14 protein-coding genes are annotated in these 16,449 nt (G+C 42.0%); 4 read left to right on the plus strand and 10 right to left on the minus strand.

The features are described 5' to 3' along the window. Positions 1–6 precede the first annotated feature (6 nt). Positions 7–474, minus strand: a complete 468-nt coding sequence (locus GJR95_RS12360; RefSeq protein WP_232541163.1) for a PPC domain-containing DNA-binding protein — start codon at positions 472–474, stop codon at positions 7–9. A gap of 72 nt (positions 475–546) precedes the next feature. Here GJR95_RS12360 and GJR95_RS12365 point away from each other — a divergent pair, with 72 nt between their 5' ends. Continuing rightward, a complete protein-coding gene (locus tag GJR95_RS12365; protein ID WP_162391676.1) occupies positions 547–1,566 on the plus strand; it encodes a transglutaminase domain-containing protein in 1,020 nt (339 codons plus the stop codon). Positions 1,567–1,888: 322 nt separating this feature from the next. Here the strand turns inward: GJR95_RS12365 and GJR95_RS12370 are convergent, their stop codons facing one another. From GJR95_RS12370 to GJR95_RS12390, 5 genes are all read right to left on the minus strand, one after another. Beyond that, positions 1,889–3,682, minus strand: a complete 1,794-nt coding sequence (locus GJR95_RS12370) for an ATP-binding protein (RefSeq protein ID WP_162386160.1) — start codon at positions 3,680–3,682, stop codon at positions 1,889–1,891. Between the two features lie 11 nt (positions 3,683–3,693). Beyond that, the gene (locus tag GJR95_RS12375; protein WP_162386161.1) at positions 3,694–5,628 is read right to left on the minus strand and encodes an FAD-dependent oxidoreductase; all 1,935 of its coding nucleotides are present in this window, start codon (positions 5,626–5,628) and stop codon (positions 3,694–3,696) included. After that, entirely contained in the window at positions 5,621–5,956 is a 336-nt protein-coding gene (locus tag GJR95_RS12380) for a hypothetical protein (protein ID WP_162386162.1), read from the minus strand. The genes GJR95_RS12375 and GJR95_RS12380 overlap by 8 nt, the downstream gene beginning before the upstream one ends. Positions 5,957–6,755: 799 nt before the next feature. Then, the gene (locus GJR95_RS12385) at positions 6,756–6,968 is read right to left on the minus strand and encodes a helix-turn-helix transcriptional regulator (protein ID WP_162386163.1); all 213 of its coding nucleotides are present in this window, start codon (positions 6,966–6,968) and stop codon (positions 6,756–6,758) included. Between the two features lie 142 nt (positions 6,969–7,110). After that, complete coding sequence (locus tag GJR95_RS12390) at positions 7,111–9,192, minus strand: T9SS type B sorting domain-containing protein (protein WP_162386164.1); 2,082 nt, start codon at positions 9,190–9,192, stop codon at positions 7,111–7,113. Positions 9,193–9,773: 581 nt separating this feature from the next. On the opposite strand from GJR95_RS12390, the gene GJR95_RS12395 reads away from it, so the two are divergent. Next, entirely contained in the window at positions 9,774–10,109 is a 336-nt protein-coding gene (locus GJR95_RS12395; RefSeq protein WP_162386165.1) for a hypothetical protein, read from the plus strand. Between the two features lie 148 nt (positions 10,110–10,257). Continuing rightward, on the plus strand, positions 10,258–11,103 hold the full coding sequence (locus tag GJR95_RS12400) for a M23 family metallopeptidase (protein ID WP_162386166.1): 846 nt from the start codon (positions 10,258–10,260) through the stop codon (positions 11,101–11,103). A gap of 113 nt (positions 11,104–11,216) precedes the next feature. Here the strand turns inward: GJR95_RS12400 and GJR95_RS12405 are convergent, their stop codons facing one another. Beyond that, complete coding sequence (locus tag GJR95_RS12405; RefSeq protein WP_162386167.1) at positions 11,217–11,906, minus strand: TlpA family protein disulfide reductase; 690 nt, start codon at positions 11,904–11,906, stop codon at positions 11,217–11,219. Between the two features lie 475 nt (positions 11,907–12,381). On the opposite strand from GJR95_RS12405, the gene GJR95_RS12410 reads away from it, so the two are divergent. After that, complete coding sequence (locus tag GJR95_RS12410; protein WP_162386168.1) at positions 12,382–12,831, plus strand: TonB family protein; 450 nt, start codon at positions 12,382–12,384, stop codon at positions 12,829–12,831. Between the two features lie 225 nt (positions 12,832–13,056). On the opposite strand, the gene mnmE is transcribed toward GJR95_RS12410, so the two are convergent. The 3 genes from mnmE to GJR95_RS12425 form a co-directional block, all read right to left on the minus strand. Further along, positions 13,057–14,433 (minus strand): tRNA uridine-5-carboxymethylaminomethyl(34) synthesis GTPase MnmE, encoded by a 1,377-nt coding sequence (mnmE, locus tag GJR95_RS12415; protein WP_162386169.1) that lies wholly within the window; start codon positions 14,431–14,433, stop codon positions 13,057–13,059. A gap of 74 nt (positions 14,434–14,507) precedes the next feature. Further along, the gene (locus GJR95_RS12420) at positions 14,508–15,539 is read right to left on the minus strand and encodes an oxygenase MpaB family protein (RefSeq protein WP_162386170.1); all 1,032 of its coding nucleotides are present in this window, start codon (positions 15,537–15,539) and stop codon (positions 14,508–14,510) included. A gap of 96 nt (positions 15,540–15,635) precedes the next feature. Then, on the minus strand, positions 15,636–16,397 hold the full coding sequence (locus GJR95_RS12425; RefSeq protein WP_162386171.1) for an MBL fold metallo-hydrolase: 762 nt from the start codon (positions 16,395–16,397) through the stop codon (positions 15,636–15,638). Between the last annotated feature and the right edge of the window lie 52 nt (positions 16,398–16,449).

Consider the following 16,449-nt stretch of genomic DNA (forward strand, 5'->3'; position numbering starts at 1 on the left):
CCCGTTCTATTTCTTCTTCCTCTTTTTGACCACCAACTCTCGATAACCAAAGGTTGGATCGGGTTCGCGAACGTAATCCAGATCGGGCATGACCCCGATTACTAATTCGGCCGTTGTGTAGATTTTGCAGCCGTCCAGCAGATGCCCGCCGATCGTATGTCCGGTTGAATCTGATACGGATAAATGCAAATGACTACCATTCATGGAGAGCGTACCGACCAGCGAAACAATCTCAAAATGACCTTTCCACGCAGTAGGCCCTTCCTGATTAGCCAGGCGTAGTGTTACATCCGTCAGGCTGCCTACACAGGTCAACATTGCCCCTGCTCCTATCCGTCGCTTTTGTACCAAAGCATCGAGTTCTTTCTTTACATCCTGTCCCGGCCGCAATCGAATCGAGTACGTAAACATCGTTGCATCAACGGCTTGCGGTGTTGAGTGATCAGGCTGTGATTGCGCATCAGAAGTTGTCATAAAGCAATAGAAAGCGATTAGCAATAAAAAAGTCCGCATTTGTGTTATCAACTTGTGAGACAGAATCGAGGAATGCGAAACTACAAAATCCGGCCCTTACTGGCCTTTTTTCTTCTATTTTTTAGCACAGCCCTGACTTTCCCGACCATTCTGGGGCCAGGCATCCCACGTCCATCGAAGTATGTCGCGATCGATTATACGACGATTGACAACTTCGCCCGAAACACGCCTGAATCAGCCGCTAAAAACCTGAATACACTCAGTAACTATTTAACGTCACCAGCCCGGACAGATCTGGCAAAAGCCAGATCTGTATACGCCTGGATCACATCGCACGTTCGTTATGACGAGTCAGCGTTTAGCGGTCAGCGATATTCGTCGGAGATAGATTATGCCAATCGGGTGTTACGCAGCCGAAGAGCGGTTTGTACTGGTTTTTCCCTTCTGTTCAAGCATTTATTAGGGAAAACAGGCATTCCGGTCGTTACGATTAAAGGCTATTCCCGTACCAATGATAGTGAAGCCGGTCAACCGATTCAGCGCGTAGATCATGAGTGGAATGCGGTTAGCCTTGATGGCGACTGGTATTTACTTGATATTGCCTGGGCACAGACAACTGCCAAACCTGATCCTAATGGTGATTTACGCCCGAACGATTTCTTTTTCCTGACCGAACCGCTTGCGTTTGCGGCCAATCATTTTCCAACCGATCCACGCTGGCAGTTATTAAATCCGACGGTCAGCAAAACGGAATTTGATCAGTTTCCGAAGGTTTACGATGCTTATTTCCGGTTGGGATTTGATCCTGAATTCCCTAAAACTGGTTTACTTCGGACTGGAGACGCCTTGACCTTATCGCTCCAAAACGATAAGGATATCGAGTTTATGTGTTCAATTGGCCGACTGGGAGGTTCAACGGCGACTCATCTGCCTGTTACCATCCGACGAACGGGCAATACCTATCAATTAACGGTGCCGATTTCGGAACGGGGTAACTCTACGCTCTACATTTTTGCCAAATCGAAAGGCCCTCGTACAGAACGCGTAAAATCGTACGAAGGGATAGCCTCCTTTACCGTCGTCAAAAGCTGATGAGTTTAGGAGACCGATTGAGCACTATTTTGAATTCCAATTAAACAGGACCGATCTAGAGTTAGTGAGTTTAGGCGATTTTTAGTAATTCAATAACCATATTGACGAATTTTAACTAATTATCTAAAAAAAAACAAATTCGCCGAATTACATCCGTGTGGCAAGAGTAATTATTCTAGCTCTTCTCCAAGCTATAAGCCAAGTAGCGGCAAATGGGTGTAAGTGAGTTTTTTTTATGATTGCACAAGAAATAGTCAGATTAAATAGATCTATCTCTGAACTTGGGTGTTAGTCTGCTATAAAAAGAATAGTGAATGAACGTTTAAGCTAAAAAAGAATGGCTAGCCACTGTTGAATCGTGAATTTTTCTTATTAACTCATCTTTAACAATTGGTTTAGTAGCATAATCATTCATCCCGGCTTCTAAAAATTTATCTATCTCGGCTTTCCTGGCATATGCAGTTAATGCAATTATTTTTGTTTTATTTATTCTTTCATCCTGATGTGCTCTTATTAATCTAGTGGTTTCGAGGCCATTTTTTTTGGGCATTTGGATATCCATTAGAATAATATCATAACTTGATCTCTCAATCTTAGCTAATACTTCATCTCCATCAGAGGCAAAATCTATTAATATAGAGGGAACTGTTGAATGCAGTATTTTCCGAATAATTAACTTATTGGTTTCATTATCTTCCGCAATTAATATCTTTAGTCCGGCAAGATCTTCTTTAATCATAGATTGATTAGCGTCGCCAATAACTTCTTCGCTATCTTCCTGTACTTCAAACTCTACAGGTAAGGAAACGGTAATTATAGTGCCCTTTCCAAGTTTGCTTTTTATTATAATTTTACCTTTAAACAAATCAACCAGCTGGCGAGTGATACTTAATCCCATTCCAGTACCGCCGTATTTTAGGTGAATATCTGAATTTGCCTGGCTAAAAATATCAAAGACTTTATTAACTTCTTGTTCCGACATTCCTATTCCGGTATCAGTAACCTTAAAAATTATCAATTTTTCTACTACATCATATTTTATTATAAATCTCACTTCGCCTTTATCAGTAAATTTTATTGAATTATTTAGTAAATTATTTAATATCTGTGAAATTCTATGTGGATCGCCTGTAATCTTATCAGGCAATTCATTTTCAAAATGAAATCGGAAACCGATATTTTTATGGTCTGCTTGTATCTTATTTGATTCGTAAACACTTTTAAGCAACGGTTTTAAGTCAAATCCCAACGTCTGGAATTGAAATTTTCCTGTTTGAATTTTAGTAATATCAAGAATATCTTCAATTATGTACAATAAATGTTTAGACGAACGATTAAGAATGTCTACTAATTCGTCCTGTTCTTTTTTATCACTTGTTTTAAGCAACTCCCCAACTCCCATTATTGCATTCATCGGAGTTCGCATTTCATGGCTCATCTGTGCTATAAATAAGTCTTTATGCTTCTCCGCAAGCTCTAATTCACTTTTGGCCGCTTCAAGCCTTATTAAAGCTAACCTTAATTCTTCGTTTTTAACATTTACCTCATCAATGGCGTTTTTCTTCTTTACTTCAAAATCATAAACGACAAAGAATATATTAATAATTAGAAACAGACAAACCAGCAATGCCCATACTTTATGGTTCTCATAATAAAAATCGTAATTATTGCTAAATTTGAAATTGAAAATATCTAAAATTAAAAACAATATTGGGATACTAATTGAAACAAGTAGCCAAAATATCGCGTATTTTTTATTAAGTAACCAGAATGCGTATACAGGAATTAAACAGCTCCAGAAAAGCACTGGGCTTTGAAAACCATTTGACAAATATATACTTATAACAACTTGCGCACTTCCAGATAATATATATAGATTAGCTGCTTTATATAAACTTATTTTGTGTTTCCTGAATAAGATAGAAATCACTAAAAAAACCAGCCCTAAGAATAAGGTAGGAAATAAAGCCTGACTAAAACCAAAAATAATATTATTAATTTCGGTAGACAATATAGTTAATACGGTTATTAAGCAACAATTATAAAACAGCTTATGTTTTCCTTTTTCTGTTTCGGAAGAAATATCGACTGGCGGCCTATAATTGATAATATTCATATTCATACCAGTTAAAGCCTGTAGAATAGGCTAAAAAATACGCTTATTATTCTGTTCGCAACTAACATAATAGCTAATAGTATTAAATACAATAATACACAAATTATAATTACTGGTTTTGGAAAGCGAAGAATATAGGTAATAAACAAAAAGCTATAGTGAAAAAATAAATACAATGGTTTGAATGTTTTCCACGGCAATCCGCGTAAATAGTTGACCTTATCGTGCTTTCTGGCTAAGCTAAAAAGGCCCAAAAGAGAAGGTAAAACATAGGTGGCCGTTTTACAGTAATTTTTCCGACCAGATTTAAATAAAATATTATTCACCGCTTTTCTAGCCGCTTCATTGGCAGTGTCCATATCTGCCAGATCACTATTTGCACTAACAAAATCAGAAGCAAGTAACAAATTATTCACTCTGGTATGAGCTTCTGGTCGCAGCGAATGCGTTACAATTGTATTTACTAATAAAGGCTCTTTATTAAAAAGTGTGCCCCTATTATTGCGATTACTTACAATAGACTCATCAAGGTAAGTAAGTGGTAAAAAACAATCACTATCCGTCAGTTTAAAATATTGTTTATTCTTTTGGTTTAATATAGTGCATTGTTTAATTTGATTCCATACCTCATCTATTACTTGCTGATGTGTCATCTCCTTAAAGGGTTTTGGAGTGATTACACCACGTTCATTCCAATTTGAAAGTATAACAGAAAATACCGATTTAATTTGCTTTCCATTATATTCAGGAAGTGGGTTACTTTTCAAATACTCTTGCCAATATTGTGTTTGCGAAAAAATTGTAATGGCAAAATCCGTATCTGCAATTGTAACATGGCCATTCGCAATTTCTACATCAATGTTTAAGTAAAAAATTATACCATTCATCCATTCGGTTTCTTTCTGAAGTTCATCTATCAGTTTTAATGTTGGATCAACTACCGAAACCGCCGGACTCCTGTTTAACAAGCTATATAATCGTTCAACTGGCGCTGCCGCAATAAAAATTTCACCATTAATAATCTCTGTATCAGGTTTGGGGTTGTTTGTATCATTAACTGTAATATATTGAATTGTATCTTTATCTCCAGCATATGATTTTCCTTTTACTTCTAATTCTATAACACGCTTTCCCTGGATTATTTTAAAATTATTTTTATATTCCCTTTTAAGAAAGTCAACCCATGGTATTAGCCACGAGTCATTGGTCGGGGCATTCAATACCCGATCCGCTCCCCCTCCAAATGGGTTAACGATTTGCCATATCATGTGTGATAGAATTTTTCCACCTGTTCTCGTACAGGCTTTGTCTGCACGACAGGCAACCAGATTTTTTGTTAAACCTTCAGCTAGTAGTTTTTTATAATCCTTTCCGAAATCTTCATTATCTGCTTCAATAAATTCTGACCAGGGTATTCGTTCATATTCTGTAATATATCTTTCTTCACAGCTTGTAAATAGTTGAAATAATCGTTCAGTAAAGAAATTGCGCCCTTCGTCTTTGATTGTTATCCTTCCATCTTTAAAGGCTTCTCTTAAGTTTTGAAAGTCTTTTATGGCTTTACTCCATTGCATTCTACGTATGTCCTGGCCAACGCTAACGGGTATATCAATTGGCTTTCGGCCATCAGTAAACAGAAAAGTATAATACTCGACCCGGGTAAGATTATCAAATACTGTTTTATTGTTACTCAATTTGATCTCTTTCATGGTCCTCGTTATATTTCCGTAAAATCCAGGAAAAAAACGAAAGCCATGTTCAGCTGGTAAAAAGAAATTTGTATTGGAGGGTTGAAATTTAACACTACGAGCTTTACCTCCTAAATGGCTTTCGCTTTTTTCTACAATAGTGACCTCATAGCCTCTTTTTAATAATTCATGTGCTGCGCTCAAACCCGCCACTCCACCCCCTATTATTACAACTTTAGTAGATGATGAATCAATCATAGAAATCAAGATAAAGGTGTATCGATTCGATTACGTCGGGCAAAAGTGTCTGGATCTCCTGGATCCGTTTGATTAATTCTTCAGTAGTAAGCCTATTATCTAAAATATCCGCTTCAAGCTGATAAAATTTCATTTGTATGTCATATGAATCAATCATCATTGAACTTATGCGCATCGTATGACATAAATCGGCAACACCTCTTAAATCATTGCAGGATTGGTAAGTACTGAGCTGAAGTGGTAATACATCAAATTGGGATTGTATACCTGTTAATACTCGCTTAATTCCCTCTTCATCGTCCTTGTATAGATCTAACAGGTATTGCATCGGGACCTGATTGTTTAGCTCTCTGCGTACTTTTCCAAATATATATATTCTTGTTTTAGTAATAACAGTCGATTTATTAAAAGCTCTTAGTCATTGATCAATTGGGAAGCAATCAGCAGTTGCGATAGCTATTTCCCAATCGATCAATGACTTATTCTACTAAAAGACTGAATCGGCAGTGACGTTTTTAGCCTAAAAGAAAATATTAAACTATGATTAAATATTCTATAATAAATAGTTATTAATAACTACAAAAATTTACTTTTTATGATCAATTAGCTGATCATATTAATACTTTATTATCAATACTATAGTTATCACTCGCTAATCGCTACAGAAAGTAATACAAAAATACTAATGACTGATATTCAACCCCTTACTGTATTTTATCGATAAAAAATACAAAATTATGGCAAATAATTATACATTTTAGATAATACCGTAAATCTATCCTATTACTAAGTTGATCAACTCATAAGGCTTTTTTTGTCAACTAGTCGAAACGAGAGCCCATTTTTTCATCAACCGAAGAAATACCTGAATAAGGGGCATCTGGTGAAACCACAAAAAGAACAGGTTCGTCATTTAATTGATCTACAAACCGAAAATGACCGTCTCTGAAAAGAAAAAATTATCCGTTTACTCGGGCACATGATTGAATAGGCGGGGTAAATCCCAATTTCTACGGGTTTACTCTCATTGGTTCAGGTTGTTACGCTTGGCGTTATAACCTAGTTGATAGGCCCGCTTGCTGGCATCGTTCAGGCCATTATGATAGACTGCTGCCTGCCGCATCGGATTATTCGCTTAGCTTCCTGATTTCGAGCGGGAGTTCCATGCCCAATATATCAGCCAATTTGCTGAGCGTCTCAACGGTTGGATTACCCTTACCGGATTCGATCTCTTTGATGGTTCGTAGTCCCACCCCGGACAGCTCTGCCAGATACTCCTGAGTGATATGGAGTATATCTCGACGTTCTTTAAGGGCTTGTATTAGCTTAAGTTGGTGCATTATGCCGCCCTTTTTACGCAAATACAGTAAAATTTGGTGGATGTTTAATGAGAAAGTGCATTATAGTACACTAATTTGGCTAGCTAAATACATGATTACTAGCAAATACAGCTTATGAGCAAAGGGTTTTCAAAAAACTAACTTATCTGATCAGTGAAAGGCTACCTCGATGTTCATGAAGTTCATCATTGTTAAGGGATTTATAAAGTAGAACAAACGGATAAACGCCTGGTAAACATTCTTCATCTTTATACTTACCATCCCATTGAGGATTACTACTTTCCCCCGAATAAATAACCGCCCCCCAGCGATCATAAATTGTGAGTCGGATCTGAAGACCATCCATAACGATTAGTTTGAATGTATCATTAACCTGATCAGCATTAGGAGTAAAAACATCAGGTGCAAAAACGGTTGCCATGCAAGAACCCGTTACCAGAATCGTTCGTATGGCCGAGCAGTTATATTTATTTGTGATTGTAACCTTATAGGTACCTGCCTGCTGCGCTTTTATGGTTGATGTAGTTTCATTAGAAGGTTGCCAGAAGTATGTCAGATTGCTCTCTAATCCGCCTGCAGAAAGAAGTTTATCTGTACAGGTCGTCGTATCTGGTAGAATCCTGGGTACTGGACTGACGTCAACTTTGACTGAGTCAGTTGCATGACAAACACCTTGCGAAACGGTCAACTTGTAAAGACCCGGTTTGCCAGCTGTTAGCATTTTGGTGGTAGCGCCGGATGACCATTGATATCTATAGGTAGAACTCTGGCCAGAGCTGCTAATCGTGGGGACTAAGTCAACCGTTGCCCCATCGCATATCATTTGATCGGCGCCCAATTCAATTTGTGGAGTTGCCCGGACCATTATAGTACGAGACGCTTTACAACCTGCTCCAGTAGTTACAGTAACCTGATATTGACCTGCTTGCATAACTACCAATGTCGAATCGGTCGAGTTTGCCGGTTGCCACAAATAGGTCAACCGATTCGCTACTGCCCCCGAACTTAAGCGAATAGGAGCTGAGTTTAAGCAAATCTCTTCATCGGGTTTGATGGTAGGTTGTTGATTGACCGTTACGCTTGTAGAAGCTATAGTCGAACAGATACCATTAGCGATTGTGACACTGTATAAACCGGCTTGTTTAACTGAAATCTTTGGCGTTGTTTCACCCGTTGTCCATTTATAATTGACGGGCGAATTAGTCAATGTAAGAGCTGGATTAAGCTCCGTACTCTGTCCTTCGCAAATTTCGCGGCTTTTATCCAACGTAATTTTAGGAATGTCCAAAACACTCAAATTAAGCGTTCTGGTGCTATCGCAGCCACCAGTTGTCTTAAAAATATCAACGTAAGTGCCACTGGATTTATAGCCTGCATACGAATCTCCCTGACAAATGGTTTTGCTCAGGGCGGATGTAAGGGCTGTTTTGGGAGATAACGTTATAGTTTTTAACGCAATGGATGTACAGCCATTCTGATCAGTAGCGGTCACACTATAAACACCGCTTGTTCTAACTACATTTGACGCCCCATTTGGCGTCTCTCCTCCACTCCATTTATAAGTGCTTCCGCCACTTGCCGTTAGGGTAACTTTATCGCACTCCTGCGAGGTTGCAATATTGACAGGGAAAAGGGGAGGCTGTAATCCCCAGGTAAGATTTGTATAGTTCTCGGGTGTTTCCGAATAGATTGTCAGGCAGGTAAATGTTCCCGGAAATAAAATAATAGCGTTGCCTTCCGTTGCACTTAACGAGTACGAATCGATAAAGGTTGTTCCGCCAGCGTCATGCAGAACAGTATATGGTTCAGAGAAGGTTAATGTAACTTTTATAATATTACCAAAGTCTGTCCGGCCTAATGAGGCTAACAATAGTATGGGATTAGTAACCGGTTCTGAAAAACACATGGTTGTTTTCCCCCCCGATCCGATCGACCATTGTGTTGCTGGTACCGTTGCATTGGGGATAGCATTGTAGCCGCTGAATTTACTGAACACATCAACACGATAGATTCCAGTAGTTGAAAAGAAGCCGTAGTTAGCCGACATCGTCACACTGACTACTTTATTATCGACGAGAATATTGCCAGTTGCCTGATTACCAGTAAAGTTTTGCCAATTAGCCCACGAATAAGTTTGTTTGCATTGAGCTTTTAACTCACAAGCCTGAATAAAAATAAAATAAATTAAACAGATTTGCCATCGAAGGTGGCTGACGTCAAGCATACCGATTCGCGTTAGACTTTAATTGCTTATCCATCTAAAAATACTAGTATCTGCCCATGATGATCGTTTAGGCTTTATGCTTATTTTTCTATTTTTATTAAACGTATACAATACAAATAGACTTAGTTGTCTAATTAATAGGTCAACAAGCTTAAGTATACTTTTCTACTGAAATCGGTTAGCTCATATGAAATCTAGCTCCCTCGCATCTCTTTTCAGTTAGTGGAACGATTGGCTTTAATCCATCGATTGACAACGATTCATAATAGTAGTTTGAACCCGTAGGTCGCCAACCTGCAACAACAATATGGCCCTGCTTAATTCTGGAGAGCCAGGCCGAGCAGAACAAGACCACATTCATATTGGCCAATAGTATACCCCAGGCCCCTCAACCCAACCGGCAAGTCTGGCTATGCCACGAAGACTATCAAGGTGGCAGGCAAGCATAAGAAGTCAAATCAAGCGGTTAGTGTCAATGAGATTGATGTGGCTTACAGTCGAATCAGGAAGCCGTGGGTTTTAAACGGAAAAACTATCTACGGCATTTTCCGTTTAATAGTTGAATCACTACTCAATACGTTATGTTAAGTTTAAACCGCTTCTCAATAATTTATATTGCCTATAATCAGTATTGCCAAATCAGCTGCGATTCTTCCTTTGATGTCAAGGCTCGCTTACAGGAGCTTGTTATTGATGAACATATAGAGTTTTTGGGCGTGTATGATGCCAAAACAGAGCTGTTTCAATGGGAACCCATTCGGCAACACTATTATGATCAACTCAGTATAGAAGAACAAGGGCAGTCAGGAAGTCAGCTAATCGAGATTGCCAAGCGCTTACGCCAACAGCAACAACAACGCACTATTCCTGGTCTGACTCAATCACCTGTTTATTCTGGCTTTATAAATAGCCTGTGAGTCAAATTCAACCCATTGTCTGGAGTGTTGCTGATCTGAAAACGACCCTGCTTCACAAGCAAGCCTGAATGCGCCTGGTTAAACTAAGTTTTTAAAACTATCAGACGGCCTGCCTTGTTGAGAAGCATCAACGTTTAAGCTCAGAAGCATGAATAGACTGCCCTTCTCCGTCAGTATGGCACTGGCGATGACTTTGTCAATGGGGCTTCGGCCAATGGCCCCGACTCTATCGGTTAGCGTTACTCAGGGTGAGGTTGCTCGATGGGCGGGTAATTGTTTACGTTGTAGCCTGGAAAAACGAGCCTGGGCAGCCGTTAATGGCACCTGTTATTATCCCGTTGATATGGACATGAAGCCCGGACACTATTCCATGTCTCGACGTACGACCGGAGGAAAGCTGGAAAGCGCCCAACTTACCGTCACCGAAAAGCGCTGCGTTGACGAGAATCTGGATAACTTTCCTAAAAAAGAATATGTAAATGTCTCCGCTCAAAATCAGGCTCGGGCGGCCCAGGAAGCCAGTCGGGTTAATCCCCTGATTGCTTACCAGGCGAAACCTCGCCCCGCCGTCTTCGATCTGCCAATCGGTAAGCCAGCCAGTCCACTACCCAAAGGAGCTGGCAATTTTGGGGCCTGTCGCACCTTAAATGGACAACCCCGAGACCGTCACACCGGTCAGGACTATCCGGTATCGGCAGGCAAGCCGGTATTAAGTGCTGCTAATGGTCGGGTAGTATTGGCGGCCAATCTGTTCTATAGTGGTAATTCGGTTTTTATTGATCATGGTAACGGTTTGGTCACCGAATATTTTCATCTAAAGAGCTTCATGGTTAAACCCAACCAGACGGTTACCAAAGGGGAACGTATCGGTTTGGTTGGGGAAACGGGTCGGGTGACGGGTCCTCATCTGCATTTTGGCGTGCGCTGGCAGGGGGCCTGTATCAACCCTGGTTTTCTGCTAGTTGATCCTTCGGACTTAGCGGCCGTAAAATAAAACTTGCTGTATGTCAGTATTTTATTTTAGTACGATGAATTTGTAAAGGGGAAAATTATATGGCAGAATCAACCAGTTCAATCATAATTCCTACATAAAGTACAACTCTCAACTCATTTATTCGCCGTTGTCAATAGGTCGTCAATGGCCGATTTAGCTTTATGATAGGGAGCTAAGCTATCCATTCCGTTGCCCACAAACCCAATCCAGGCCTGGTGAATAATACCTCGCTGATCTACAATATAGGTCGTAGGAAAGCTATTTGTATGGAAGGGAATAATGATATTTCTGGCGTCAGCAATGATTTTGAAATCGAAGGGATGATTCTCAAAAAAGGCGGGCTTCAAGGCTGCTGCTTTATCACTTGAAAACCCAAGAAAAAGGACATTTTTGCCCTTGTACTCCTTTACCAGCTTATTCAAAGCGGGTATTTCAGCTACGCAGGGGGCACAGCTCATGAACCAAAAGTTTACCACCAGCACCTTACCCGATAAGGTCGCCATATCATACGATTCACCATCTATCGTCTGGAAAGCTGATAAAGGTGCTTTCTGGCCTTTTACGCATTCTGCCCAGTTGTCGTAATTCTGTTGGTGCTTTTGGTAAGTAGGGTCAAGAACAGGAAAAAGCGTCTGCTGGTTTGGCGATCTACTCTCGCTTATGGCTTTCCTGGCTCTATGCATTGTTTCAAGACAGTGCTCCAGCGTATTGCTTTGCGCGTACGAGATCGAACTTCCCAGGTGAAGCAGGCAAAACAACGTTGCTACGTATACTGGTAAAGAAATAAAGAGTCGAGGACGCATAGAACAGGGAGGGATTTTATGTAACATCTATTCTGCAAACGAAGCCCCAGTGCTATTCTTTTATACGATCTACCCATAGAAACTATCTATTTAGTTAATGGTTAAAAACATCACCGAACTTACTAAATAGCTTTGTCTACAGTGGCTGTTGCAAAATCATCAAGCTCGGTAAATGCACCTCTTACGGCTACATTTTGCTCTATACATAGATGCTACTGAGTAGGAAGATTTAAACCAGTATCAGTTTTTGGAACAGTCATTCAGATTATGCTATATGGTACTGAACGATGCCAAAAGGGCTTCCAGGCTCTCAAGACGGGCGAATACTCCGATCTTACGTACTAGCTCCAATCCGTTTCATCAGCTCTGGAAAATCATGGACACGTATGCAACAGAAAAGTGGATAATTATGGATTCTGTTCGATTTATGCATCTTAGTCAGATACCGGCCTTTAACGTCAAAATAAAATAGTTTATGAAAACTTTAGTTGTTTATTTAGGCATTCTCCTACTCAGTCCTTATTTGTCGAATGGACAAGTTATTGATCGTTCGTTAGGTAACGATCCGGATTTTCGTCAGGCATTTTCGCAACTGATACGCTATCCGGCAGCGGCTCAGCGAGCGGAAAAAGTAGCCAAAGCGTATGTCGAATTTAAAGTAGATAGTCAAGGGAAGGTGACCGATGTTCAGGTATTGAACCAAGCCAACGTGGATGCTTCGTTTAAAGAAGAAGTCAATCGCCTGATGAGCCAGCTTCCAGCTCAGAAACAAGCGTATACGGGTACTTATGTTCTTCCTATTGTCTTTGAGTTAGAAGGCAGTGAGCGGGTAATTAAGCCTCAAGAAGAAGAGCGCTCCTTTATCGAATCGTTACCGAAAGGATTGCTTTTAGAGGGCGCCTATGTGGTCGCCTATCTAAACTAGTTAAGGGATATATTGCTTGGGCTTTCGTTAGGAGGTGTGCCACGGTTCCTGATGCTTCTCCTGATAACCACCGTCTGCGGTTGCGACCGTCCGCGGTTGCGGTGGCACACCTCTGAAGGAAAGTCCTAATTGTACAAAACTAAGTGCATAGCTATATCCATTGCCTATACTACTTCTATTTAAATGTTCTTTAGCAGCGCAATATTATTGAATCAATAAATTCGATTACTTTCCGATACAGAACTTACTAAAAATTGAGTCCAGTAAATCATCTGTTGTTATCTCTCCCGTCAGTTCACCAAGATGACGCAAAGCAACCCGCAAGTCCATAGCCAGCCAATCGGGGGTTACTCCGGCATCCAGTCCTGTAAGGGCACGAGCCAGCGCGTCATCGGTGCCCGTCAGGTGCTCGTAATGTCGGGCATTGGTCACGACAGCGCTACCCGTCTGCACGGCCGAATCGGTCCGAACGCGGGCCGATAACGCAGCTTTCAGGTCGTCGAGGTAGGTTTGCTGCGAGGCAGAAATCCAGACAATGGGTTCGGCAGCAATGCTTTCCAGTAGCTGTTTCTTTTCATCAGTCAGTGCATCCAGTTTGTTGCCAACCAGTAAATACGGCTTGCCCGATAAACGTATGTCGGCAAGTGATTCCTGGAGTTCGTCAGGCGAAATATTCTTTCCATCGAACAGATAAACGACCAGGGCAGAGTCCCGCATTTTTTGTTGGGTGCGCTCAATACCAATCGCTTCAATCTGGTCGGTAGCTTCCCGTAAACCGGCGGTATCAATCAACCGAAACCGGATGCCATCAATGAACAGTTCATCTTCGATGACATCACGCGTTGTACCCGGAATATCCGAAACGATTGCCTTCTCCTCATTTAACAGGGCATTCAGCAGCGTCGATTTTCCTGCATTCGGTTTGCCAATAATCACGGTAGGCACCCCATTTTTAATCGCGTTGCCTGTCGAGAATGAGTCAATCAGTGGATGCAATACGCGCCGGATATCGAGCATTAATTGCCTGAGTTGGTCGCGATGCGCAAATTCAACGTCTTCTTCGCCAAAATCCAGTTCCAGCTCTACCAGTGCAACAAAATCAATTAATTGCTGACGTAATACTTTCAACTGTTTTGAGAAGCCCCCCCGCAACTGCGACAAAGCAGCACGGTGGCTGGCCTCCGAATCAGACGAAATCAGGTCAGCTACGGCCTCGGCCTGAACCAGATCAAACTGCCCATTTAAAAAGGCTCGCTGGGTAAATTCGCCGGGGCGGGCCAGTCGGGCTCCTTCCTGCGTCAACCGACGTAAAATCTGCTGAATAATAAACTCTGATCCATGACAGGAGATTTCGACAACGTCTTCTTTTGTAAATGACTTCGGTGCTCGAAAAACCGTTACCAGGACCTCATCAATAATATGACCGTCAGCCGTGCGCAATGTGCCAAAATGGGCCGTATGCGATTCCTGCTTTGTGAGGTCTTTCCCTCTGAAAATACGGTTGGTTATGTCAATGGCGCCTTCGCCCGATACCCGAAGGACAGCAATGGCACCAATGCCTGGCGCAGTAGCCAGAGCAGCAATAGGTTCTAACTGAAACAAGTGTTGTGTTTGGTTTGTAGTTTGCAGTCGATGCTGTAGCGATAACTACGAACCACGAACGGCAAACGTCGAACTTATAAATTCGGTAACTGACCTGAGAAAATTGGCAGACGGTTAACCAGTCCAGCCATCCGTTTTTCGACGGAAGCTTTAGGAATACCGAGCCAATCGGCATATTGATCGCCCAGAAAGAAACGCATTTCACCCGCTGCGAGGTTCCGGATTGCTTCTGGCCGATCATCAACTGACCGCTTTGTCGTCTTTCTTACCTGCTCCGTAATACCCGTAAGTAGCGAATGAGTAAGCCCTCTGCCTGCTTCCGATGAAACAAACTGTCGCCGGGCGATGGACCGATCCAGTACATAGGCTTCGCGAAGATTTTCCGGCAGAAGTTCTTCAACAACGCCGTTTAGATAACCAATGACATTGATATGATGAAGGTAGTTTTCCTCCTCCTGTTCAGTCGCCGATATCCCCGTTTTTCGTAAGCCGCGCAGCACTATGTAGGAGAAGGCCAGGTTTGTACCGGCCATATCTTCCTGATTGACAGGATACCCCCAATCGTTATTCCAACGACCTGAATGAATGGAAAACCAGCGCGCACCTGCGTGAATCAATCGTATTTTAAGCGTCCTGACTATGGCTTTCCCCGTTACCCATTCCTTCGAATTGTTCACGCCAAACACCCACTCCCCTGTTTCCTGCAACCGGCGAATGGTATCGTTTTTGATTCGTTCTGTAAGCCAGAGTACCTGCGCTCCATTAGCTCCCAGATAACAATACGGGAGCGAAAAACAACCCAGAATCAAGCCAATTTGGCCGGCGTGTTTTTTAAAGAATTCCATGCCGCTTTCCATCCGTCTGGAGTCTGCCCAGGCTGGCAGTTGCGTATAGCTGGCAAAAAAGTCACGAACAGGGGCTGGTTGCCCGTTAACAGTAAAATCCTGGTTATCGGCCAGCCAGTTCATTAGCAAACGAAGCTCGTTTTTCCCACCGGCTTCAACAATCGCCGTAATAACCGCATCGGCGGGCGGATCGCCCTGCTGACGGTATTGTTGTAGCAGAATATCGGAAAACGTTCGGGACGGCTTTATGGGCGTTAACATCGCTTTAGAAACTGGTCTGAACGGATAACGCCGTGTGACGGGAATTGGTTTGTAGAACTATTCGCTGGTGGTTGGCGGCCAATCAGTGTGGCGACTCTACAAGTTGATTTGTAAGCCATCATACCCCAATCGAATATGAGAAGGCAGTTCTTTTTCAACTTCCCGGTGCAGACCGAGTTTGTGGCTGATGTGCGTAAAATAGGTTCTACTGGCCCCTATTCGATTGGCCAGTTCGATGGCCTCATTGAGGGTGAAGTGAGAAAGGTGAGGTAAACGCTGGAGTGCATCAAGCACCAGAACTTTAGTCCCGTACACCTTTTCCAGTTCTTCCTCAGAAATGTAATTGAGATCGGTTAAGTACGTGAACTCACCAATACGAAAACCAAAAACCGGGAGTTTATGGTGCAGAACATCAATTGGCGTGACTCGTACGCCTAATACGTCGAAAGTCTCATTCTGAATTTCGTGGGCTCTGACTCGAGGAATTCCAGGATATTTATGCTCGGCGAAGATATACGAGAACTCCCGCTCTAGTTGAGTCAGTACGGGTAAACGGGCATAGATGGGCATATCCTGGCCCGATCGAAAATTAAACGCGCGAACTTCATCCAGACCAGCCGTATGATCTTTATGTTCGTGCGTAAACAGGACTGCATCGAGCTGTTTTAGATCAAGCCGAAGCATCTGCTGCCGAAAATCGGGGCCTGTATCGACAACAAAACTGCGCCCGTCAATAGCAATATGAATGGACGAGCGTAATCGTTTATCGCGAAAATCAACCGATCGACACACATCGCACTCACACCCAATTAACGGCACTCCCGACGACGTTCCTGTACCAAGCAGCGTGATAATCATAGGAATGAGGAGTGAGGAGCGAGAAGTGAGGAGTTACTGTTGCATCAGCAAC

It is taken from the genome of Spirosoma endbachense (assembly GCF_010233585.1).
GTDB lineage: Bacteria > Bacteroidota > Bacteroidia > Cytophagales > Spirosomataceae > Spirosoma > Spirosoma endbachense.

What these genes read in the sequence shown, in the direction of transcription:
- GJR95_RS12425 (WP_162386171.1), bottom strand. Translation starts at nt 16,397, where the DNA reads ATGATTATCACGCTGCTTGGTACAGGAACGTCGTCGGGAGTGCCGTTA.
- GJR95_RS12400 (WP_162386166.1), top strand. Translation starts at nt 10,258, where the DNA reads ATGAATAGACTGCCCTTCTCCGTCAGTATGGCACTGGCGATGACTTTG.
- GJR95_RS12405 (WP_162386167.1), bottom strand. Translation starts at nt 11,906, where the DNA reads ATGCGTCCTCGACTCTTTATTTCTTTACCAGTATACGTAGCAACGTTG.
- GJR95_RS12395 (WP_162386165.1), top strand. Translation starts at nt 9,774, where the DNA reads ATGTTAAGTTTAAACCGCTTCTCAATAATTTATATTGCCTATAATCAG.
- GJR95_RS12370 (WP_162386160.1), bottom strand. Translation starts at nt 3,682, where the DNA reads ATGAATATTATCAATTATAGGCCGCCAGTCGATATTTCTTCCGAAACA.
- GJR95_RS12410 (WP_162386168.1), top strand. Translation starts at nt 12,382, where the DNA reads ATGAAAACTTTAGTTGTTTATTTAGGCATTCTCCTACTCAGTCCTTAT.
- GJR95_RS12360 (WP_232541163.1), bottom strand. Translation starts at nt 474, where the DNA reads ATGACAACTTCTGATGCGCAATCACAGCCTGATCACTCAACACCGCAA.
- GJR95_RS12385 (WP_162386163.1), bottom strand. Translation starts at nt 6,968, where the DNA reads ATGCACCAACTTAAGCTAATACAAGCCCTTAAAGAACGTCGAGATATA.
- GJR95_RS12375 (WP_162386161.1), bottom strand. Translation starts at nt 5,628, where the DNA reads ATGATTGATTCATCATCTACTAAAGTTGTAATAATAGGGGGTGGAGTG.
- GJR95_RS12420 (WP_162386170.1), bottom strand. Translation starts at nt 15,539, where the DNA reads ATGTTAACGCCCATAAAGCCGTCCCGAACGTTTTCCGATATTCTGCTA.
- GJR95_RS12380 (WP_162386162.1), bottom strand. Translation starts at nt 5,956, where the DNA reads ATGCAATACCTGTTAGATCTATACAAGGACGATGAAGAGGGAATTAAG.
- GJR95_RS12365 (WP_162391676.1), top strand. Translation starts at nt 547, where the DNA reads ATGCGAAACTACAAAATCCGGCCCTTACTGGCCTTTTTTCTTCTATTT.
- GJR95_RS12390 (WP_162386164.1), bottom strand. Translation starts at nt 9,192, where the DNA reads ATGCTTGACGTCAGCCACCTTCGATGGCAAATCTGTTTAATTTATTTT.